Source organism: Streptomyces sp. NPDC048639 (genome assembly GCF_043199075.1).
GTDB lineage: Bacteria > Actinomycetota > Actinomycetes > Streptomycetales > Streptomycetaceae > Streptomyces.
In genome coordinates this window covers 99,975-120,733 of sequence record NZ_JBICVP010000005.1, presented here as the reverse complement: position 1 = coordinate 120,733, position 20,759 = coordinate 99,975, and the positions used below count along the sequence as shown (strand labels likewise).

Here is a 20,759-nt window from a genome sequence, read left to right as displayed (position 1 = left end):
CGATCCGGGGCCGGCGGCGCGAATTCGTCCACGCTCCGTGCCCACCCCGGTGCGGTACGTGCTCCGAGATGTCGCTGCGCCGGCGGACGGACGCCGGACGGGAGCACGGCATCCGCCAGGTGGCCATGTCGTGCGCGGGTGCCGGCGCGAAACCCGCCACCTGGCGGATATACGGAACCCGACCCGGGCGCAGGCTCACGCATGGGCGACGGGGGACGAACGCCCTCCTGTTCTGTGGGAGGAACGAGCGATGACGGTCCACCACGCTCGTTCCGCGCCGATGGCACCACTGTCCGTACATGTGGCCCGAGGTGACATCTGATGCACGCCATGCATGACGGGGAGAGGCTCGGTCCTGCACGGTCCTGGCTCAACAGCGGTCGTCCCGCCCCTCCCGGGTGGCCCGGTGACGTCCCCCCGCCGAGTTCCTCGCGCTTCGAGCAGGGCGCCAAGGACTGGCTCTTCGGTCTGGCACCCGACCGGTGGATCGGTCAGACGGTGCTGCACCAGTACCCGGTGGTCCTCGCCCGCATGGTGCGTCACCACCTCCAGGCGACCCTCGCGACGGCGTTCTTCTGCTCGCTCGCCGAGGACGAGCTGTCCACGGGGGTGGCGAGCCACCCGGCGGCGGAGGCCGTCGCCATCAGCCGGCACGAGGCCGAGCGCGCCGTGACGCTGGGCCATCAGGTACGACTGGTGGAGGAGGCCCTGCGCACCACGCGGTAGCGCATCTGTGCACCGACCCCCTCGCCACGCCGTACCTCCGCGTGACGCCCGCCCCACCCGAAAGCCCGGCCCGCACCTACCCCCATGGGTGCGGGCCGTTCGCGTGCCCGGGAGTCCTGCTGAGGAGGCGTCAACGGTGTTGCGGCAGGCGGACGTTGAAGCCCGCCGTCGGCAACTCGCCCCGGACGTAACGGATGAAGCACCGATATGTATCTCAGTCGGAACTTGTACTGATTGATTGTCTTTCATGGCGCTCTGGCGGGCTTGGGTTCCGCCAGGTGGCGGATATTGGTCCACGGAAGAAGTTGAAGGATGGCCGACCAGTAAGGGAGTTCTGCAAGAACTTTCACCGTCCACTTTCAACCCCCCACTGGAGACACGGTTGTGTGAGCGGAGCAAGGAGGCGCCCGCGCCACCATTCCGAGATCGATATCGCATCAGCACGGCGGGACGGAGATCTCTCCGGTCCCGCTCCGCGATCGCTGTCGCCTTCGCGCTGATGGCGCTCGCCGGCTGCGACTCGTCCGACGCCCTCTGGGCCGCACCGGAGAAACCGGCCGCGTCGCCCACGTCGTCGGCGCCGGAAAAGCCGGTACGGAAGAAGAAGCCGGCCGAGAAGCCGAAACCGTGTCCACGGCACCCGAGGAGCGCCGAGTACATCGCTGTCACCGGTAGCGGTACCGACGCCGGTGTCCTCACGCTGAAGACCGAAGAGGGCTATTTCGTCTGCTTCACGAACGCGGACCGGGCTTCCTTCGTGCTGACCGGCAAGCGGAAAACGCTCAACCTCGAACGCGCCGCGGACATCACCGCAGTCGCGCCGATGAGCGAGGACTCCTCCGCGACCAGCATCACCGTGGACGAATTCCTGACCGCCATCGAGAAGAAGAACGCCGACACGCTGCCTTTCACCTACAGCCTCAGCACCCGCGGCTGGATCGACAGGCTCGACGGAGTCGGCACCGACATACCGACAGGGCCGGCACCCAGCAGGTCGGCTCGCTGATCACCGCCCCCGCAGCCGAAATGCGGGGGCGACCCACGCGACACAGGGGAGGAATCCTGATGAGCACGCAGTACCACGCAAGGACCGGCAATATCGCCGAGGCCGCCGAACTCACCAAGAGGTGCCACAGTCAGATCGTCGACCTCACGCAGGCGATGCTGACCCGGACCCACTCGAGCATCGCCGAATGGCAGGGCCCCGCCTCGGAGAGCTACCGCACCGCCATAGCCCGCTGGCAGAGCCAGTCCGAGCGGATCCAGACCACCCTCCGGGAGATGGGGGATGCGCTGACGCAGTCGCAGATGAACTACGACAAGACCGAGCTCACCCACGTCCGGGCGCTCGACCAGCTCATCAATTCCATCTGACCCGCCCAGATTTCGGCACGAGGAGAAACCGCAATGGCCTACAGCGTGATGAACATCGACACCGGGGCGCTGTCGCGCGTGTCCACGGACATGGCGAAGCAGACGTCCGAGATCGAGCACCTTCTGACGGCGCTGGAAAACAATATCGAGGGCCTGATGGCGGGTTGGGTCGGCCCGGCGAACGTCCGGTACAACACATTCCGGCACGAATGGCGAGCGGCGGCGAAGTCGCTCAATGCCGCTCTGTCCGACGTCTCGCTGTGCACCAACAGGATGGCAGCCAACTACGAGGAGTGCGAAGCGCTCAATTCCCAGATGTGGTGAGGGGACGGGTGTGAGTACCTTCTGGGTGGACGCGCAGCAGCTCGATGTGGCCGCAGCGGGAAGCCAGATGCACGCCTGGGCACACAGCGCCGAATTCTCCGAATTCCAGACCAGGACCGCGGGAGCGAAAGGCGCCTTCGCCACCGACGAGGACAACAAAAAGTACGAAGAGACCCTGAACCAGGTCATCGCCTCGGAATCCAATATTGCGGACCTCTTCGTCAACGCCATCGACCGCATCCACGCCGTGGCGGTCAACTACGGGGCGGCCGACGTGTCCGCCAAGAATCCGCTGGACGGTTATATCGCCACGTGATGCGTCACGTGGCGATGTGGTACAGCACAAGAAATATGGGGAGGGTCCGCAGTGGCCTGTGGAAAACCGTCGGGCGATCCGCAAGCGATCCGCACCGCCGCGAGGGCGTACGACTCGTACGCCGATTCCATCGACCAGTTCTGGGCGACGGTGGACGCGATGGCAGGAACGCTTCTGCTCGGACACACCAGCGTCGTACAGCAATCGCTCGACGGTTCTCCCGTCCATCAGTCCGACGCCGTGTCCCTGGGGTTCGCATGGAAAGGCGCAGCGGCGGACAAGGCCACGGCGACCCTCACCCAGTCCCGGCTGGACCTGAATCAGTACACCCGCCAACTCCGTGACTACGCACGGCAGTTGAAGGAGTACGCGGACAAGCTGGAGGAGGCCCAGAAGTGCTCCATCTGGGAAATCCTCTCGTGGGTGCTGCTCGTCGTCTTCGCCGTCGCCGAGATCGTCGTCGGAATGTTCTTCGGCGGTGTCATCACAGCGGCCCTGCAATCGGTCTTCGGAGCCATCGCCCGATCCCTCTTCCAGGGCATCGAGTTCGCCGTGTCCACCCTGGCCCGCGCGGTCGGCGGTACGGGGCTGCGCGGAGCGGTGGCGGTGGGCCGGGGGCTGGGGGCGACGGGGGGCCGCCTCGGTGCCCAGGCCGGAGGCGGTTCCCTCCTCCGAGGTGGCGCCGGGGCGGCTCTGCGGAGCGGCGCGGAGTTCAACGCCGGCGGGTTCGTCCGGGGCAGCACGTACGCCGGGTCCCGCGGCTCGGGCATCGCCTTCCAGGACGCTCTCGGCAGCCTGACCGGGCACCTGGCGACCTTGCCGGACAACATCCTCCGCAAGGGGGGTGAGTACCTGTGGAAGTTCACCGTCCCCTACGCCCAACTCACCGGTGAGGACCTCCTGATCAAGGGTGTCGCGGCCCTCGATCCGCGGGTGAGCTTCAAGGACCTCTGGAACGTCAAGGGCGATCTGCTCTTCCCGCTCCTGGCGATCGGCGGGGGCATCGTCGCCAGCGGCATGACCTTCGACGCGCTGCACGCCCTGTCCAAGGGCGTGGTCAAGCAGGGCAAGGAGATGGGGCTCGACGTCTTCAAGCGGTTCGACGACCTCGACACCGCGGTCAAGGACCTTCCCTGGTCGCAGGCGGACATCGGTCCGGTCAACGGGGAGAAGTTCGCCTGGGGGAACATCCTCGACGGCACCGACCCGCGCGGCGCCCGTCTGATCAAGGAAGGGGCGGTCGGCGCGTTCCAGAACGTCCTGACCCAGGCATACGTCCAGCCCCTGTTCGCCACGCTGGGCAGCGTCGTCGACGGCAAGGACTTCGAGATCGACTGGAAGTCCTTCCTCTGGTACGCCGCTGCCGGAACCATTGCCGGCAGCGCGGTGCCCATCCTGAAGCGCAACGGCCTCTATGTGACCGAGAAGAACTTCGGTTCCCTCTCCAAGAACAACGACTTCGCCAAGGACCACCCGAACCTCGACCGGCCGGCGACCTTCTTCGGCAATGTCCTCCTGGAGTCGGGCCTGGCCGAGCTGCGCAAGGTGGCGATCGACCCCAACCTCGGATACGGCGCCTACTACACCTATCTGAAGGCGCTCAATCCCACGCTCGACAGCGCGACACCCCCGGCCCCGTTCGACCCCGCGTCCCTGCCGGGCGTCACGCAGGAGACCGTCGAAGCCGCGACCCGGGCCCGGCCATGAACGGCACCGGCACCTCCACCGGCCTGTTCGGCGGATCCGGCAGCGGGTCCGTATCCGAGCAGATCGCCGATCAGGAACTGCGCGGACTGCACGACCGCATCCACGCCGGCGAGGTGCACGGCAACCTCCTGGCGGAGGCCACCGGGCGCGGCCGGCCGGGAGCCGGCCTCGTCTCCGGCAGCACGCTCGCCGCGATCTCCGTGGTGGCCGCCCTCGTTGCCGGCATGGCCGGGGCCGTCATCACCCACCAGCGTGAAGAGACCCGGAAGACCGAGAGGGCGCCGAGCGTTACGGCGCCCCACCACCCCGCGTCGAAGGACGGGTGAATCCGTACATGTCGATTCAGGTTCCCGAGGCGCGAGCCGACCGTACCCAGCACATCAGGGTCACCGTTCACACCAACCGCTACGCGGTCGACGTGGACGCCCCCGCCCGCGCGCCCGTGGGGGAGTGGCTGCACCATGTGGTGGCCACCCTCCACGAGACGGGATTCGCAGCCGACTTCACCGGACCGCTGACCACGAGCGCCGGCACGCCGCTCGCGCTGGACATGCCGCTCGCGGCCCAAGGGGTCGTCAGCGGCGACCGGTTGTGGTTCACCGTCCCGCCCGAGCGCCCGCGGGTGTCCCCGCCCAGGGACGCGGGCCTTCCATCCGGCAGGGCGGGCACCTCACCGGCGGGCCCGAACGGCGTGGTCCCGGCGCTCATCGCGGCCGGTGTGCTGCTGTCCGTCGTCGCCTTCGGAGCCTCCCGCGGCTCCTTCGCCGACGTACCGGCCGTCCTGGCCGCCCTGTGCCTGCACGTCTGGGCCCTGCTCATGGCGAGATCCTCCGCCTGGAGGCCCGGCCGCGCCGGACGGCATCCGCGGCGCCCCTCGAATGATGTGCCGAGCCTGGCCGTTGTGGGCTGGGCCGCCGTCGCGTCGGCCGCGATCCTCACCCTGCTGCACGTACCCGGCCTCGCCGGCGGGATGGCACTCGCCGCGCTCGTCGTCCTCCTCGACGTGGCCGCCCTGGTCATCGCGAAGGTGCTGGGCCCCGGCTCCGCAGGAGCCCTTGTGGTGCTGCTCGTGCCGCTGGGCGGCGCGGCGGGAGCCGTTCACCTCGCACCCCGGTCGTTCGACGTCGGCCTGCTCGCCCTCGGGGCCGCCTGGACGGCGGCGATGGTGACCAGCCACCGCCTCGGTCTGTGGATCTCCCATGTCGTCGAGGCCGTCGGCAGGAGCAGCACCGCCCGGACCGATACGACCGCCAGGTCCGACTCCACCACGCGTATGCTCGACCGGCTCAGCCACAGCGAGACGCGGCTGGTCGACCGCGCCCGTACCGTTCAAGCGGCCATCGCCGCCGCGTCGTTCGCCGGACTGGTCGCCTGCGTTCTGCTCGACGGTGTCGCGCTGCCGTACCACGTGGCCTTCTGGGGCTGCACCCTCGCAGCCGCCGCCCTGCTGCCCCTCGGCGGGACCTTCCCCGGCAGGAGCGCCATCGGCGGCCTCGCGCTGCTGACGCTCGTCAGCCTGCTGGCCGCCAACGTACGGCTGCCGCTCGCCTCGTCCCTGGTCCTGGCCGCCTTCACCCTGCTCGCGGCCACGCTGGTCCTCATCGGCCACGCCTTCGTGCCCAGCAGATGGGCCGTGGTCACCTGTCTGCGGCTACGGCCCCTGGTGCACATCGCGGTGTTCGGGACCCTCGTCATGGAGCTGGGCGGCTGGACGTGGGCCTGGTCCGTCGGATACGACCTGGCGCAGGGGTGGTTCTGACCATGACACCCCCTGCTCCGCGGCCCACCGGAGGCCGCCGCTCCCGCGTGGTCCGCGAGGTACGGCCCGAGGTCCTCGACCCGGCGGACGTCGTCGAGGTCGACCTGCCCGACGTCCCCAAGGTCGATACGTTCCAGCGCGACGGTTCGGCCCTCGCCCAGGCCCTCATGCCCCTGGTCGGCATGATCGGCTTCTCCTTCATCTATCTCGTCAACCCCTCGCTGTCGTCCGTCTTCATGGGCGCCGGGCTGGTCTTCGCGACGATGATGTCCTCGGTCGGCATGGCCGTGCTCAGCCGCAGGCAGCAGGCCCGGCGGATGCGCCGCACCAAGCTCGCGTATCTGCTGGATCTGCGGGAGGCGCGGCGCGGGCTCGCCGAGACCATCGAGCACCGCCGTGCCGACCTGCGCCGGTCGGTACCGCATGCGCGGGAACTGCCTGTCCTCGCCCACGTCCCCGAACGGCTCTGGCAGCGCACGCCGGGCGACCCGGACTTCCTCTGTGTCCGCCTCGGCGCCGGGCCGCTGCCATGGCGGCTGGGCATCAAGCCGACCGCCTCGGCCAGTGAACAGATCGATCTGGACATCGCCTGCACCAAGGCGCAGACCGATCTCGTACGGCTGCTCGCCACGGTGCGGGACTGGCCGGTGGTCGTTCCCCTCGCCCGCTTCCGGGAGGTGACGCTCTGCGGCGACCGGGCGACCGCCACCGCGGTGGCCCGGAGCCTGATCGCCCAGGCCGCGATGTTCCATGGCCCGGACGGTCTGACGATGGTCTTCGCCACGGACTCCGCCCGCATGGCGGAGTGGCGCTGGTGCCGCTGGCTGCCGCATCTCGCCGGGCACGAACAGGCGGCAGGACGGGCAGAGTCGACGTCCCTGCAGAAGCCGGCGCACGGCGGCCGGCGGATGGCCGAGGACCGGCAGCGGGCGGACGACAGCGGGCACACCCTGATCGTCGTGGACGGCGAGGCCACCGCATCGCTGATCGACCGGCTGCCGCGCGCCTCCGACGCCTTCTCGGTCATCCGGATCGCCGAGACGCCGCCGGCGGCGCAGACGGCCGAGCAGGCCGTCCTCGAATGCCGGGCCGACGGCCGGGGCGTCCTGAGCCTGGTGAGCGGTGACCCTCAGGACATCGAAGTGGAGACCCTGGCCGCGGCGCCAGCGGACGCGGTCGCCCGCAGCCTCGCGCATCTGGCACTCGCGAGTGACGCCGTGGCCGCGGCCGGCGAGGGCGTCGGCCTGGACGAGCTCGTGCCCACCGCCCACCTGGACCGCCCGCCCGCCGACATCGGCTGGGTCCACGAGGAGTCCCCGGACTTCCTCCGCGCCGATCTCGGACTGGACGGGCAGCGCCGCCTGGTACGTCTCGACCTCAAGGAGAGCGCACGCGGCGGTGCGGGACCGCACGGCGCCATCGTGGGCGCCACGGGATCCGGCAAGAGCGAACTCCTGCGTACGCTCGTCGCATCGCTGGCCGTACGCCACCACACCGACGACCTGGCGATGATGCTGGCCGACTTCAAGGGCGGCGCCACCTTCGTGGGCCTCTCGGCGCTGCCGCACGTCTGCGGCGTCGTCACCAACCTGGAGGGCGATGCCACGCTGGTCGACCGCATCAAGCTGGCCCTCGAAGGCGAACTCCAGCGCCGCCAGGAGGTTCTGGCCGACCGAGGCGTCTCCTCGCTCCGCGAGTACCGCGCCCTGCGGCAGACGCGCAACACCGACTGGGAGCCCCTGCCGCACCTGCTGGTGATCGTCGACGAGTTCAGCGAACTCATCGAGGCTCACCACGACTTCGTCGAGACCTTCACTGCGCTCGGCCGGCTCGGCCGCAGTCTCGGCCTGCACCTGCTCATCTGCTCGCAGCGCCTGGACGAAGGCCGGATGCGCGGCCTGGAGAGCCACTTGAGCTATCGCGTGGCGCTGCGCACCTTCAACGCCGCGGACAGTGTGGCGGCCATCGGGGTCCGGGACGCGTTCCATCTGCCGAGCCGCCCGGGCGCCGCGATCCTCAAGGCGGGCGGCGACTCCCTGCGCGTCTTCCAGAGCGGCTATGTCTCCGGGCGGATCCGGGAGTACCGGACCGGCGAGACCGGTGTCGTCATCCGTACCGAGGACGGCGACCGGATCGGCGGGAGCACGGCGTCCCATGTCTACGGCCCCCAGACGGTCGTGGACCGCGCGGTCACCGCCCTGCAGCACGCCCTGCCCGCGGTCCGGCAGATCTGGCTGCCGCCCCTGCCCGGCAATCTGCCGCTGCGGGACTTCCTCGCCGAACGGGAGCAGGGCACGGCGGGCGTCCGGGTGCCCTTCGGACTGCTGGACCAGCCCTCGCGCCAGCGCACCGAGACGCTGCTGCTGGATCTCGGCGGCTCGTCCGGGACCACCGCGGTGGTGGGCGCTGCGCAGACGGGCAAGACCACCATGCTCCGTACGGTCGTTCTGTCCGCGGCGAGCCTCTATCCGCCGACCCACCTGGGCTTCGTGGTCGTGGACTACGGCGGCGGCCTGTCGGCGCTGCGCGAGCTCCCCCATGTCATGCGCGTCGTGTCGCGCGGCAGCGAGGGCCTGCTCCAGCAGACGATCGACTTCCTGCAGGCTTCCCTGCTCTACCGCGAACAGGCCCTGTCCGAGCGCGGACTCGACGGCGCCGAGCATCTGCGCGCCGCCTGGACGCCGCAGGACGTCGCCCAGGCGGGACCGGCCGATCTCATCCTGGTCCTCGACGACTTCGCCGAGATCAAGCGGAAGTCCGAGGACTTCGAGAGCGTGCTGAGCGAACTCATGGCCCGTGGACCGGGGTTGGGCGTGCACGTCGTCCTCACCGGGCGCCGCTGGGGCGATTTCCGCCCCAGCACCACCGAACTCGTGCCCAGCAAGCTGGAGTTCCGGCTCAACGACGTCATCGACTCGATGTACCAGCGGCGAGGCGGCCAGTCCCTCGACGGCGCGGGCCCCGGCCGGGCGCTGTGCCCCCTGGGACTGGTCCAGGTGGCAGAACCCCATCTCGTCGACGCCGACGACGAGCCCGGGACGCGGTACGCGCGGTCCATCGAGTACGTCCTCGGCCTCTGGGGCCGGGAGCAGGCGCTCTCCATCCCGACCCTGCCCTCCAGCGTGGAACTGGCCGAAGTCTCCGCCCTGGCGCCGGACTCCGGTGAGCGGATGCTCGACCGCGTCGTCGTCGGGCTCCGGGACGTCGACCGCGGGGTGGAGACCCAGGACCTGCTGGGGGCAGAGCCGGGGCTGATCGTCCTGGGCGGGCGCAAGCGCGGGAAGACCAGCGCTCTGCGGGCGATCGTCGAGCAGCTCGCCGCGGCGCACGACCCCGACTCCCTGCGCCTGATCGTCATCGACCCGCGGCTGGAGATCATCAAGTCCCTGCCCGAGGCGTACGTCCAGGCGTTCGCCGCCTCTTCCGTACGCGCCGAGCATCTGATCAACGAGCTGGTCTCCGACCTCGGCAACCGCCTGCCCAAGGGCGGCGTCGCAACCGGGGACCTGCTCTCCCGCGAGCGCTACCGGGGCCCGAGGACGGTCGTCGTCGTCGACAACGCCCAGGTCATCTCCCGGTCCGCGCTGGCCCCGCTCAACGACTGGCTGCCGCTGGGGCCGCTGCTCGGGCTGACCACGGTCGTCGCCTGCGACAGCGGACAGAGCGGAGCCGGGCTCCCCGGCATCGTCGACACGATGCGCTCCTTCGGAGCGCCGATGGTGCTGCTGGGCAAGGAGACCGCCGGCCGCCCCGTGTTCGGCCACCTGCCGGTCATCGGCCCGCCCGGACGCGCCCGTTACGACCGCTCCGACGGCTCCCCGTCCGTGGTGATCCAGGTCCCCTGGGCCGGGGCCGCGGGCCGGGACGGGGAGGGCGAAGGCCGAGGCGGCGAAGGCCGAGGCGGCGAAGGCCCGAGAGAGGCAACACCACGAGAGGAAACCCTGACATGAGCGAGACACCGTCATCGATCCCCGACCCCGACCGTCCGCTGGACGAGGAACTGGCCGCCTATCTCGGCCGGTTGCGTCAGCGCCTGCCGTCCATGACGAACCACCTCGGCGGCATCGCCTCCACCGCCGTCACCGCCGATGAGACCGTGAGCCCGCAGCGCTTCCAGGAGGACTTCTCCCGCGTCGTCCGGTCGCTCAGCTACCTCGGCGTCTCCCTGGACCGGCTGTCCAAGGAGCTCTCGACCACGACGGTGCGCGGCCAGGACGGCAGGTCCATGGTCGAAGTGGAGTGCTCGGCCCGGATGGAGGGCATCAAAGTCCGCTTCCTGCCCACGCCCACGCCGGTACCCACCAGAGAACTCGAGGCGGCCACGGCCAGAGCGTTCGAGGACGCTCTCCGGGCCTGCCGGGACCTGTCGATCCGCCGCGTCGAGGAAACCGCACAGAACGAGAGCGAACGATTCGGATGACCATGCCCCGAGACGGCGGACGGCCCGTTCCGTCGGACCGCTCCTTGCCCGAAGGCAGCACGACGACCTCATGAACCCCCCTCACATCGCGCTGGTGCTCTCCCTCTTCACCGCGGGAGCGGCGCTCGTGACCGCCCTGACGGTGATGCTCATACGGTCGGTCGCCGACACCCGTACCCTCCGCCGGCTCCTCGCCCTACGCGACGAGGAGCTGGGGCGGTGGGTCGCCGACGCCCTTCCCGCCATCGCCGAGGCCGTCGGCGAGCACCGGGAGGCGCCCCGATACGAGCCCGCCGACCCGCAGTTGGCCGACTCGGCCTTCGCCCACCATCTCCGCGGCGCCGGGGCGCGCGTCGCGCGTGCCGTCGCCGAGTCGCGCGACTGCACGGGACAGGAGACGATGCGGCTGCTCCTCACGGTGGCGCGCGAGACGCAGGCGCTCTCCCATACACAACAGGCCAAGATCGTGGAGATGGCGAGGTGCGACGCGGACCCGGACGTCCAGCAGAGCCTCGCCGAGATCGATCACGCCAATGCGCAGATCCTCCGCCGCGCCACGGCGTTCGTCGTCGAGTGCGGCACCCCGCCCGGCCGGCGGCGCCCCGCGACGCCGCTGAACGACGTCCTCCGTACGGCGGTCGGTCAGATCCGGGGCGGCAACCGGGTCCGCATCACGCTCGCCGACAGCGACCGTGCCGTGGCGGGCCCGGTGGTGGACGGTCTGATCCTCGTCCTCGCCGACCTCCTGGAGTCCGCCACCAGCGCCTCCGCCTCACGGACCACGGTCCAGGCACAGATCCAGCGCACCCGCGACGGCCTCGCCGTCGTCATCGAGGACGAGGGCTGTGCGCTCGACACCGCCGAATGGGGGCGTACGTCCCTGTTGTTGCAGAGCGAGTCCCCCGACATCTCCGCCCTGCGCACCCCGCCCCGCTTCGGCCTCGTCTTCTGCGGACTCCTCGCCCGGCGCTACGGGTTCGCCGTCACCGTGGACTCCTCGGTGACGCGTGGCCGCGTGCGTACCGTCGTGGATCTGCCGGACGAGATCCTCACCGGGCCCGGCATCGCCGCGGGGCGTGCCGCGGATACGCCGTTCCCGGCACCGTTCCCGGCGCCGTTCCCCGGAGGGGACCGCGGAGGGTCGGGCGAGCTCTCAGGCCCGTCCGGGCTGCCGAGACGCCCCCGCCACCGGCCCGTTCCCCTCGTGCCGCCGCCGCTGAACCGCACCCGGGGTGTCGGGGGCCGCTCGGCGCGCGAGGCGGCGGCACGGATCGCCCGCTTCATGCACGCCGCCCGCGCCGCCCGCCGGTTCCGTGCCTCCGGCGAACCGGAGGTCGTGGTCGTGCTGCGAGAGGCGGAACCGGAGACGGCCGACTCCTGGGGGACGTGACCACCACTCCCGCCTCGACGGAACGTCAACACCATTACACGCTCGCAGAGATGGCCGAAACCCGACCCCCGGCGGCGGTGCCGGCTCGACCTCCTGGAGCCACGGCGTACCGGGCTGAGACACTGCACCCACGGGGGCCGGCGTGCGCGGGACGCATCCGGTGCGGGACGGCGAGTCCGGCCGTCGGTCGTGTGCCGGCGCCGTGCCCCCCGCGGATGCGGACTCCGTATCAGCCCGGTTCTGAGGAAGGGAAGTCGGTGAGCAGTCTCAACAAGGGGATCTCCAAAGCCGAGGTGACGCTCAAATGGGACCCCAGTCCGTCCGGCACGCCGGCGAATGATCTCGACATCATCGCCGCGACCTATGCGGCGGACGACCCGTACGGGCGGCCCGTCTATCTCGTGCACTTCGACAGCCGTTCGCCCGACGGCACCATCACGCTCAGCAGGGACAGCCAGACCGGCCAGGGCTTCGGCACGGACGAGGCGATGATCCTGGAACTCGACCGGCTGGCACCCTCGTTCGGGCGGGTCGTCGTGGGCGTGGCCATCCAGCAGCGCACCGGGCGGAAGACCTTCGGCGAGGTGCCGAACAGTGAGGTCCGTGTCCTGGAGGGGCACATCGAGCTGGCGGGCGACGACTTCGGCGGCGTCGCGGGCGCCACGGCCGCGACGGTGGCGGAGTTCACCCGCTCGGAGTCGGGCACGTGGCAACTCCGCACGGGTGTCCGCGGGTTCGACACGGACCCGGAAGCCTTCGCCGACGAGATGGGTGCCGACTACTCCTGAACCCGGGGCCGCTGCCCGGAGAGCGCCGAGCGGAACTCCTCCGTGGTCGTCAGCAGGGAGTCGCCCGCGAAGCGGAGCCCGGCGAGGGCCCGTTCGGCCGCCTCCGGGTCGCCCGCGCCGCAGGCGTCGGTGACGACGACCGGGATGTAGCCGAGGTCCGCCGCGTGCCGTGCGGTGGGTTCGATGCCGATCTCCGTGGCGACACCGACGAGCGCGACGGCGGTGATCCCGCAGTCGCGAAGGACGATATCCAGCCAGGTGCCCTCGAACGCCGACATGGTGACCTTGTCCAGGACCGCCTCGCGGTCGGTCGGCCGCAGCTCAGGCACGAGCTGGGTCTGCCCGGCGTCCGGCGGGAAGGCGGAGACCACCTCGGCCGCACCGCCGGCCCGCTGCCAGCTCCGCCACATGCGGAGCTGGCCCGTGCCCATCAGCGCGGTGGGCAGCGTGACATGGCGGAGGAAGACCGTACGGACTCCCGCTGCCCGCGCGGCCCCGAGCACCTCGACGACCCTGTCCACGACCCGGTCGCGGTCGCCGATCTGACCCAGGACGCCGGCCTGCATGTCGTAGACGAGCAGCGCCAGGCGTCCGGGGTCGCACACCTCTTCCAGCGTCCGGGGAACGGCCAGACCGTTTCGCTCATCCACGGGCGCGACGCTACCCGCGCCCCGCGCGCCGTCCCTGCATCCACGCGCGGGACATCCGCCAACGGGGCCGCGGCCCCGTGATCGGCAGATCCTCCGCTCGCGCCGTGGTGCGAACGACGGGCCGGAGCGCTACGGTCGCTTGCGGACTCGGCCGTCGAGAGCAGGGAGGACCGCATGCCGGGCAGGAACCGATCAGCCGTGCTCGCCGGGGTGGTCATGGGGGCGGTCCTTCCCGCCCTGTACGAGGCGGCCGTCGGCGCGATGGTGCGGTACAACGCGTGGCGGCTGGCCGACGGCGACCTGGAACCGCAGCTCCGCTCGTACGCCGACGACGTGCGCTTCATCTTTCCCGGCCGCAGCTCATGGGCAGGGGAGTTCCGTGGCAAACCGGCCGTGCAGAAGTGGCTGCAGCGCTTCGTCGACGCCGGTCTGCGGATCGAGTTCGACGACGTCCTCGTCTCCGGACCGCCGTGGGCGACCCGGATCTGCCTGCGCTTCCACGATCTCGCCGAGGACGAGCGGGGCGAGACCGTCTACGAGAACGAGGGCGTCATCTACGGGCATGTCCGCTGGGGCAAGCTGACGCGGTACATGGTCTTCGAGGACACCCAGCGCGGCGAGGAGTTCGACCCCTACCTCGCCGAGCGGGGCATCTAGGGACCGGACGCGACGCAGGCTGCCGGAAGCACGGCACAGGGACGGGCAGCCCAGGGGCGCCGGGGACGGGAATCCCCGGCGCCGCTCCGCGTCCCGCGTCCGTGCCGGAGGCCGGCGGGTCAGCGGCCCCAGCGCAGCCCCGGTGTCACCACGGGGGCGTCGTACAGCCGCAGCAGTTCCTCGTCGGCCTGGCACAGGGTGACCGAGCATCCGGCCATGTCGAGTGACGTGACGTAATTGCCCACGAGCGTGCGGGCGATGGACACCCCGCGCTCGCCCAGCGCCCGGTGCACCTCGGCGTTGAACCCGTACAGCTCGATCAGCGGTGTGGCGCCCATGCCGTTGACCAGGGCCAGTACGGGGGCGTCCGGGCGCATGTCGTCCAGGATCGCCTCGACGGCGAAGTCCGCGATCTCGCGCGATGTCATCATCGCGCGGCGTTCGCGGCCGGGCTCGCCGTGGATGCCGATGCCCAGCTCCAGTTCGCCGGACGGCAGATCGAACGTAGGGCTGCCCTTGGCCGGGGTCGTGCACGCGCTCAGGGCGACGCCGAAGCTCCGCGAGACCTCGTTGACCTTGCGGGCGATGGCCTCGACCTGCTCGAGCGGCGCGCCCTCCTCGGCCAAGGCGCCCGCGATCTTCTCCACGAACAGGGTCGCCCCGGTGCCCCGCCTGCCGGCGGTGAAGAGGCTGTCGGTGACGGCCACGTCGTCGTTCACCAGCACGCTGGCGACCTGGATGCCCTCGTCCTCCGCCAGCTCGGCCGCCATATTGAAGTTGAGCACGTCGCCCGTGTAGTTCTTCACGATGAACAGCACGCCCTTGCCGCTGTCCACGGCCGCCGCGGCGCGTGCCATCTGGTCGGGCACCGGCGAGGTGAAGATCTCGCCCGGGCAGGCCGCGTCGAGCATCCCGGGCCCGACGAACCCTCCGTGCAGCGGCTCGTGACCCGAACCACCGCCGGAGACCAGTCCCACCTTGTGTGCGACGGGAGCGTCCCGCCGTACGACCACGCGGTTCTCCACATCGACCGTCAGCTCGGGGTGAGCGGCGGCGAGCCCGTGGAGGGCGTCGACGACCACGGTCTCCGGCACGTTGATCAGCATCTTCATGGGTACCTCCGAGGTGCTTCGAAAGCTCGATGATCTTGACGGTCCATGGCGGGTGCGAGCGGCTTCCGGCGGGTCCGAACGCGACGTCGCTGACTCTGCGTCAGATGATCCTCCTGAGGCAACCCCCGGGTGTTGGCGATCCCACGCACTGCCAGTATCGCTCCGTACGCGCGCGTCGGCAGTCGGTCCCATGGTCACGTGCTCAAGATCACCAGGGACTGTCGACTGTATGCGATGCGCGTGGGCGGTGCGGCGCCTGCTTTCGGCCGCCCGCGCCCGGAGAGGGGCCTGCTAGCGGCGGGGCGGGAAGAAGTCGGTCAGACCGCCGATGACCCGCGTCAAGGACGGCCGCCGCGTGCGGCCGGGCCGTGCGGCGCGGGCGCAGCGCCGCACGGGCGCACCCGGTTCAGGGGGGTCCGTGCCTGCCGGTGCCGGAAGGGCCGGCTCGTCGGCGGCCCGGCCCGGCTCCTGGGAGACGTAGATGTCGTCCGCCGCGGCCGCGCGCACGGCTCTGAAGAGGTCGTCCGGGGTCGCCCCCTTCATGAGGACCCCCGAGCACCCCAGGGCGAGCGCGTGGGCGGCGCTGTCCCGGTCCCAGAACGTCACATGGAGAACGACCCGTACCGGCGGGGTTCCGTCCAGCAGTGACTCGATGAGGCGCAGCTCCCGCGCCTCGGGCATACCGAGCCCCACCAGGACGACGTCCGCGGCGTGCCGGTGGACCGCCTCCGGCACGTCCTCCCCGGCCGCCGACACTCCGACGACCTCGATGTCGTCGGCCGGGCCGAGAACGGTGGTGATGCCGGCGCAGATAAGAGGCTCGTCGTCGGCCACAAGGACTCTGATCATGGTCTGTCTCGCACGTGGGGGGAGTCGGCGCACTCGGTGCGCCTGTCCCGCGCAAGTCTTGCGGATCGGGGGAAGGCCGCGCCTGAGTACGCGGTACTCAGACGTGACGGTGGGTGATCGCGGGCGCGGGTGCATGGGGGGCAAACCGGGCGCGCGGCTCACGCGATGTATCGCCGTGCCGGCAGGCGCAGCCGTTGGCCCGGTATCAGAAGGGGTAGTGGGCGTGCCGGCCCGCGAGCGTGATCCAGCGGGTGTTCGAGAACGCCTCGATGCCCCAGCGGCCGCCGAACCGTCCGTAGCCGCTGGCTCCGAACCCGCCGAAGGGGGCCTGGGGTTCGTCGGCCACCGACTGGTCGTTGACGTGCACGATGCCGGTGCGGACACGGCGGGCCACCGCCAGCCCATGCGTGCCGTTCTCGGTGATGATGCCGCAGGTCAGTCCGTGCTCGGTGTCGTTGGCGAGGGCAAGGGCCTCCTCGTCCTCGGTGAACGGTGTGAGGGACACGACGGGGCCGAACACTTCCCCGTAGTGCAGCTCGGCGTCCTCCGGCACATCCGCGAGGACCGTCGCCGGATGGACCGAGCCGTCCGGCGCGCCCCCACCGGCGAGCACGGTGGCGCCCTTGGCGACCGCGTCCTCGACGAGCCGGGCCACGCGCCGCGCCGCGGCCGGGCTGATCAGCGGGCCGACGACCGTCCGAGGGTCGGTGGGGTCGCCGGAGGGCAGCGCGGCGACCTTGGCCGTGAACTTCCGCGTGAACTCCTCGGCCAGGCCCGCATGGACCAGGATCCGGTCGCCGGACATGCAGATCTGGCCGGAGTTCATGAAGACGCCGAAGGCGGCCGCGTCCACCGCGTAGTCCACATCGGCGTCGTCGAGCACGATCAGGGCCTTCTTGCCGCCGAGTTCGAGCAGCGCGGGCTTGAGATGCGCGGCCGCCTTGGTGCCGATGATCCGGCCGACCTCGGTGGAGCCGGTGAAGTTCACCGCGCGCACGCGCGGGTCGGCTATCAGGGCCTCGGCGACGCGGGCGGCGTCGGACGGATCGTTGGTGACGACGTTCAGTACGCCGTCGGGCAGACCGGCCTCGCGCAGGACGTCGGCGACGAACAGCCCGCAGGCCAGTGGCGCGTCCTCGCTCGGCTTCATCACGACGGTGTTGCCGGCCGCCAGCGCGGCGGCCACCGCGCGTACGCCCAGGATGACGGGTGCGTTCCAGGGCGAGAAGGCGGCAACGACACCGACCGGTTCCCGTACGGCGAGACCCAGCGCGCCTTCCTCCTGGGCGGACAGCATCTCGCCGCGCGGCGCGGTGACCGCGGCGGCGGCCTCGCGCAGCATGTCGGCTGCGAGGGCGACGTTGAAGTACGCCCACGGCCTGGTGCCGCCGACCTCGCCCGCCATCAGCTCAACGACCTGCTCGCCCCGCGACTCCAGCAGGTCGGCGGCGTCCAGGAAGATCGTCCGGCGGGCGAACGGGCTCATGCCCGCCCAGGCACCGAAGGCGGCCTCCGCGGCGTCCACGGCGCGGGCGACATCCTCGGTCCCGGCCGCGGCCACGGTGGCGAACACCTCGCCGCTGTAGGGGGAGATGTCCTCGGTGGTCCGGCCGGATGCGCCGGGGACGTCCTGTCCGCCGATCAGCAGCCCACGGGTGATGGTCATGGCGTACCGGATCCTCACGTAGCAGTGCGTTCGCCTGGTGAACTTCCGTTCAGACCCTGGGGGCTGGGCATTCTTGAGGCGCGGTACGGGCGTGTCAATGGGCGTGACGGCACGGGAGCCGGGCGTCCGTACCCCGGCTGTCTCCTCCGCCGGGAGTCTCCGCCCGCCCGGCCGAAGTCTCCGCCCGCCCGGCCGAAAGGACGGGCGAGGGCCTCTCACCAGGTCGGGCACGGTTCTTTCTCAGGGACCGGCACGGGCCCCTCACTCCCGACGAGGAGCGAGGGGCCCGTGTCCCGTTGAGGTGCCCGGGGGTTCAGACCCGGGACATCACCACGCGCGTGACGCCCTCCTCGCTGTTGTGCCGGTCCGCCCACGCGGACAGGGCAGTACGGCACGCGTGGTCGAGATGGCGCAGCCCGTGGAGGTCGAGCTCGATCAGCCGGTCCTTCGGCAGCGCGTCGAGAGTGTCCAGGATCCGCGGCAGCCGCAGGAACGTCGCGTTGCCCGAGATCGCCACCCGTACCGGAGCTGACGGTTCGTCGGTGGACGCGTTGTCGCCCGGTTCCACATGCACCTGGACGTGAGAGACGTCCCACGCCGTCTTGGCGATCGCCAGCAGCAGGCCGACCAGGACGCCTTCGAACATGTTGGTCGCCACGATGGCGATGGCGGTGGCCGCCAGGACCAGAGCCTCGCCGCGGTGGTCGCGCCACAACGGCCCCCACTGCCGTACCGGAACGAGCTTCCATCCTGCGTGGACGAGGATGCCGGCGAGCGCCGCCACCGGGATGAGGCCGAGCGCGGCGGGCAGCAAGGCGGCGAACAGCAGCAGCCAGACGCCGTGCAGGACCCGGGAGGCCTTGGTCCTGGCACCCGCCTGGACGTTGGCCGCGCTGCGCACGATGACCGCGGTCATCGGCAGGGCGCCGAGCGCCCCGCACACCGCGTTGCCCGCGCCCTGCGCCATCAGCTCCTTGTCGTAGTGCGTGCCGGGGCCGCTGTGCAGTCGGTCGACGGCGGCCGCGCTGAACAGGCTCTCCGCGGAGGCGATGAGCGCGATCGCCAGGACCGTGCCGATCGCCCCGGTCACGCCCGTCTCCACGACACCGCCGACGTCCGCCACCGAGGGCGGATCGATCGTGCCGAGGAGCCCCTGCACCTCGACGCGGGCGACGGGCAGGTCGAACAGCGCCACCAGAGCCGTGGCCAGGGCCACCGCCGCAAGGGGCGCCGGGACCGTACGGATCTTCTCCGGCAGGTGCTTCCAGAGGGCCATCACCCCGATCGTGCCGAGGCCGAGGGAGAACGCGACGATCGCCGGCTGCGAACCGGCCGTTTCCGCCACCAGGCCGGGGAGCCCGGCGAGGTTCGCGGGACCCGACCCGGGCGCCTTCGCGTCGGCCATCGCGTAGATCTGACCGGCGATCAGCACCAGGCCGATCCCGGCGAGCATCCCCTCCACGACGGCGATGGAGATGGCACGGAACCAGCGGCCGAGCCGCAGCGCGCCCATGACGAGCTGGAGCGCGCCCGCCGCCAGGACGAGGACACCGAGGCCGCCCAGGCCGAACTCCGTGACGGCTTCGAGGACGAGCACGGTCAGACCCGCGGCGGGCCCGCTGACCTGGAGGCTGCTCCCGGGCAGCAGACCTGCGACCAGGCCCCCCACGATGCCGGTCACGAGGCCGAGTTCGGCCGGTACGCCCGAGGCGACCGCCACGCCCACGCACAGCGGCAGCGCGACGAGGAACACGACGACCGAGGCGGTGAGGTCGGCGCGCAGGACGGAGGCGTCGGGCAGCTTCCACCGCCGGGCCGGGCGGCCGTGTGCGTGGTGCCCGCCGTCGCGGTCCGGTCCGGCGCTCACAGCGGAAGGAAGGCGTCGGCGTGCGGGCGGTGGACGAGCACGGAACCGGTCGCTATCTCGTAGAACCAGGCGTGCAGGCCGAGCCGTTCCTCCGCGCATCCCCGCGCGACCGCGGGGTGGTCGCGCAGCGTCCGGAGCTGGCGCAGTACGTGGTCCTGGACCGCCTCGGCGACATCGCCCGCGTGGCGGGCGTCCTCGGCGACGGCCGGGGGCGGTGAGCTGCCGAGCCAGTCGCGGACGGCGGGTACGCCGGAGAGGTCCTCGCCGCGCACCATCGCGCCCACCGCTCCGCAGTGGGAATGGCCGCAGACCACGATGTCGCTGACGCCGAGGACGTCGATCGCGTACTCGATCGTGGCCGCCTCGCTCGTCGGGCGGTCCGGCCGGTGGACGGGAATGATGTTGCCCGCCGTGCGGAGTTCGAACAGCTCGCCGGGCCGGGCTCCGGTGATCAGTGAGGGGATCACCCGGGAGTCGGAGCAGGTGATGAACAGCGCTTGCGGGGACTGGCCGGACGCGAGACGGCCGAACTCGTCGGCGCGCGCGGCGGCTTCGTCGCGGAAGGCCCGCGCGTTCTGCATGAGGGTGTGCATGGGGGTGTTCCTCCAGTGCGCCCGCATCGGGGCGCACGTCGGTGACCGACCTGGTCGGTTAGCAGGTAGGGGTGTGAGCCGTACGGTGCCGACTGGCCCGGTCAGAGGCGGAACACCTGCAGCACGGCGGGGCGTGCCGCGGGGCGGGAGCCCGGGAGGCGCTCCCGCGGCGGCCCGTGTGCGGTGGGCCGGGGGAGGAGCCGGGCGGCGGCCGAACCAACGCCGTGGTCAAGGGTGTAGAGGATCCGGCTGCCGGTGGGCAGCGGATGATCGGCGGGGCGGTGGTGGGACCGCTGGCCGTGGCGGTGGGAGTACGGCGGTCTATCCGGGGGATCCGGGTCGTCCCACACCGGGCCGCCGGATGAGGAGACAGCTCCGTTCGACGATCCGCCGGTACCAAGTTCCGCGGCTTCGACGGGAGTTACGGCAGCGAGGCAGAGCAACAGGGCGGCGAGAAGGACGGTTCGCAGCACGGCGAGAGCGTCCGTCGCGGCGGCTGCCGCGTGACGTGCCATGACGCCCTCCCCTCCCCCTCGACGCCCAACTGGCCTGCGACTGCAG

The 20,759-nt window shown here is 71.2% G+C and carries 19 protein-coding genes; 13 read left to right on the top strand and 6 right to left on the bottom strand.

What is annotated here, in order from left to right:
- Positions 1-321: 321 nt before the first annotated feature.
- The 12 genes from ACGFNH_RS15415 (at position 322) to ACGFNH_RS15360 (ending at position 12,804) form a co-directional block, all read left to right on the top strand.
- Positions 322-726: a hypothetical protein gene (locus tag ACGFNH_RS15415; protein WP_393653788.1), complete on the top strand. Its 405-nt coding sequence runs from the start codon at positions 322-324 to the stop codon at positions 724-726.
- 499 nt (positions 727-1,225) lie between these two features.
- Entirely contained in the window at positions 1,226-1,732 is a 507-nt protein-coding gene (locus ACGFNH_RS15410) for a hypothetical protein (RefSeq protein WP_393653786.1), read from the top strand.
- A gap of 59 nt (positions 1,733-1,791) precedes the next feature.
- Complete coding sequence (locus ACGFNH_RS15405; protein WP_393653785.1) at positions 1,792-2,100, top strand: WXG100 family type VII secretion target; 309 nt, start codon at positions 1,792-1,794, stop codon at positions 2,098-2,100.
- Between the two features lie 33 nt (positions 2,101-2,133).
- Positions 2,134-2,424 (top strand): WXG100 family type VII secretion target, encoded by a 291-nt coding sequence (locus ACGFNH_RS15400; protein ID WP_393653783.1) that lies wholly within the window; start codon positions 2,134-2,136, stop codon positions 2,422-2,424.
- 10 nt (positions 2,425-2,434) lie between these two features.
- Positions 2,435-2,740, top strand: a complete 306-nt coding sequence (locus tag ACGFNH_RS15395) for a hypothetical protein (protein ID WP_393653781.1) — start codon at positions 2,435-2,437, stop codon at positions 2,738-2,740.
- 51 nt (positions 2,741-2,791) lie between these two features.
- Positions 2,792-4,447: a hypothetical protein gene (locus tag ACGFNH_RS15390; protein WP_393653779.1), complete on the top strand. Its 1,656-nt coding sequence runs from the start codon at positions 2,792-2,794 to the stop codon at positions 4,445-4,447.
- Positions 4,444-4,773, top strand: coding sequence for a hypothetical protein (locus ACGFNH_RS15385; protein WP_393653778.1), 330 nt, complete (start codon positions 4,444-4,446; stop codon positions 4,771-4,773). The genes ACGFNH_RS15390 and ACGFNH_RS15385 overlap by 4 nt, the downstream gene beginning before the upstream one ends.
- Before the next feature lie 8 nt (positions 4,774-4,781).
- Positions 4,782-6,206 carry an EsaB/YukD family protein gene (locus ACGFNH_RS15380; protein WP_393653776.1) on the top strand — a complete coding sequence of 475 codons (1,425 nt, stop codon included), beginning with the start codon at positions 4,782-4,784 and terminating at the stop codon, positions 6,204-6,206.
- Positions 6,207-6,208: 2 nt separating this feature from the next.
- Complete coding sequence (gene eccCa / locus ACGFNH_RS15375; protein WP_393653774.1) at positions 6,209-10,156, top strand: type VII secretion protein EccCa; 3,948 nt, start codon at positions 6,209-6,211, stop codon at positions 10,154-10,156.
- Positions 10,153-10,626: a YbaB/EbfC family nucleoid-associated protein gene (locus ACGFNH_RS15370; protein WP_393653772.1), complete on the top strand. Its 474-nt coding sequence runs from the start codon at positions 10,153-10,155 to the stop codon at positions 10,624-10,626. Before eccCa ends, ACGFNH_RS15370 begins: the two co-directional genes overlap by 4 nt.
- Before the next feature lie 70 nt (positions 10,627-10,696).
- A complete protein-coding gene (locus tag ACGFNH_RS15365) occupies positions 10,697-12,016 on the top strand; it encodes a hypothetical protein (protein ID WP_393653770.1) in 1,320 nt (439 codons plus the stop codon).
- 257 nt (positions 12,017-12,273) lie between these two features.
- On the top strand, positions 12,274-12,804 hold the full coding sequence (locus tag ACGFNH_RS15360) for a TerD family protein (protein WP_393653768.1): 531 nt from the start codon (positions 12,274-12,276) through the stop codon (positions 12,802-12,804).
- Here ACGFNH_RS15360 and ACGFNH_RS15355 read toward each other — a convergent pair.
- Positions 12,795-13,454, bottom strand: a complete 660-nt coding sequence (locus ACGFNH_RS15355) for a cysteine hydrolase (RefSeq protein ID WP_393653766.1) — start codon at positions 13,452-13,454, stop codon at positions 12,795-12,797. The two genes, ACGFNH_RS15360 and ACGFNH_RS15355, sit on opposite strands and share 10 nt — an antisense overlap.
- 174 nt (positions 13,455-13,628) lie before the next feature.
- Here ACGFNH_RS15355 and ACGFNH_RS15350 point away from each other — a divergent pair, with 174 nt between their 5' ends.
- Positions 13,629-14,111, top strand: coding sequence for a nuclear transport factor 2 family protein (locus ACGFNH_RS15350; protein ID WP_393653765.1), 483 nt, complete (start codon positions 13,629-13,631; stop codon positions 14,109-14,111).
- A 119-nt stretch (positions 14,112-14,230) separates the two neighbouring features.
- Here the strand turns inward: ACGFNH_RS15350 and dhaK are convergent, their stop codons facing one another.
- The 5 genes from dhaK to ACGFNH_RS15325 form a co-directional block, all read right to left on the bottom strand.
- Positions 14,231-15,223: a dihydroxyacetone kinase subunit DhaK gene (gene dhaK / locus ACGFNH_RS15345; RefSeq protein ID WP_393653763.1), complete on the bottom strand. Its 993-nt coding sequence runs from the start codon at positions 15,221-15,223 to the stop codon at positions 14,231-14,233.
- Between the two features lie 291 nt (positions 15,224-15,514).
- On the bottom strand, positions 15,515-16,072 hold the full coding sequence (locus ACGFNH_RS15340; protein WP_393653761.1) for a response regulator transcription factor: 558 nt from the start codon (positions 16,070-16,072) through the stop codon (positions 15,515-15,517).
- Between the two features lie 205 nt (positions 16,073-16,277).
- Positions 16,278-17,738: an aldehyde dehydrogenase family protein gene (locus tag ACGFNH_RS15335; protein WP_393653759.1), complete on the bottom strand. Its 1,461-nt coding sequence runs from the start codon at positions 17,736-17,738 to the stop codon at positions 16,278-16,280.
- A gap of 313 nt (positions 17,739-18,051) precedes the next feature.
- On the bottom strand, positions 18,052-19,539 hold the full coding sequence (locus ACGFNH_RS15330; RefSeq protein ID WP_393654469.1) for a SulP family inorganic anion transporter: 1,488 nt from the start codon (positions 19,537-19,539) through the stop codon (positions 18,052-18,054).
- Positions 19,540-19,601: 62 nt separating this feature from the next.
- The gene (locus tag ACGFNH_RS15325) at positions 19,602-20,198 is read right to left on the bottom strand and encodes a carbonic anhydrase (RefSeq protein ID WP_393653757.1); all 597 of its coding nucleotides are present in this window, start codon (positions 20,196-20,198) and stop codon (positions 19,602-19,604) included.
- Positions 20,199-20,759 lie beyond the last annotated feature (561 nt).

Excerpts from the sequence above, each read along its gene's own strand:
- ACGFNH_RS15415 (WP_393653788.1), top strand. The coding sequence starts at position 322 with ATGCACGCCATGCATGACGGGGAGAGGCTCGGTCCTGCACGGTCCTGG.
- ACGFNH_RS15410 (WP_393653786.1), top strand. The coding sequence starts at position 1,226 with ATGGCGCTCGCCGGCTGCGACTCGTCCGACGCCCTCTGGGCCGCACCG.
- ACGFNH_RS15405 (WP_393653785.1), top strand. The coding sequence starts at position 1,792 with ATGAGCACGCAGTACCACGCAAGGACCGGCAATATCGCCGAGGCCGCC.
- ACGFNH_RS15400 (WP_393653783.1), top strand. The coding sequence starts at position 2,134 with ATGGCCTACAGCGTGATGAACATCGACACCGGGGCGCTGTCGCGCGTG.
- ACGFNH_RS15385 (WP_393653778.1), top strand. The coding sequence starts at position 4,444 with ATGAACGGCACCGGCACCTCCACCGGCCTGTTCGGCGGATCCGGCAGC.
- ACGFNH_RS15380 (WP_393653776.1), top strand. The coding sequence starts at position 4,782 with ATGTCGATTCAGGTTCCCGAGGCGCGAGCCGACCGTACCCAGCACATC.
- eccCa (WP_393653774.1), top strand. The coding sequence starts at position 6,209 with ATGACACCCCCTGCTCCGCGGCCCACCGGAGGCCGCCGCTCCCGCGTG.
- ACGFNH_RS15370 (WP_393653772.1), top strand. The coding sequence starts at position 10,153 with ATGAGCGAGACACCGTCATCGATCCCCGACCCCGACCGTCCGCTGGAC.
- ACGFNH_RS15365 (WP_393653770.1), top strand. The coding sequence starts at position 10,697 with ATGAACCCCCCTCACATCGCGCTGGTGCTCTCCCTCTTCACCGCGGGA.
- ACGFNH_RS15350 (WP_393653765.1), top strand. The coding sequence starts at position 13,629 with ATGCCGGGCAGGAACCGATCAGCCGTGCTCGCCGGGGTGGTCATGGGG.
- dhaK (WP_393653763.1), bottom strand. The coding sequence starts at position 15,223 with ATGAAGATGCTGATCAACGTGCCGGAGACCGTGGTCGTCGACGCCCTC.
- ACGFNH_RS15340 (WP_393653761.1), bottom strand. The coding sequence starts at position 16,072 with ATGATCAGAGTCCTTGTGGCCGACGACGAGCCTCTTATCTGCGCCGGC.
- ACGFNH_RS15335 (WP_393653759.1), bottom strand. The coding sequence starts at position 17,738 with ATGACCATCACCCGTGGGCTGCTGATCGGCGGACAGGACGTCCCCGGC.
- ACGFNH_RS15325 (WP_393653757.1), bottom strand. The coding sequence starts at position 20,198 with ATGCACACCCTCATGCAGAACGCGCGGGCCTTCCGCGACGAAGCCGCC.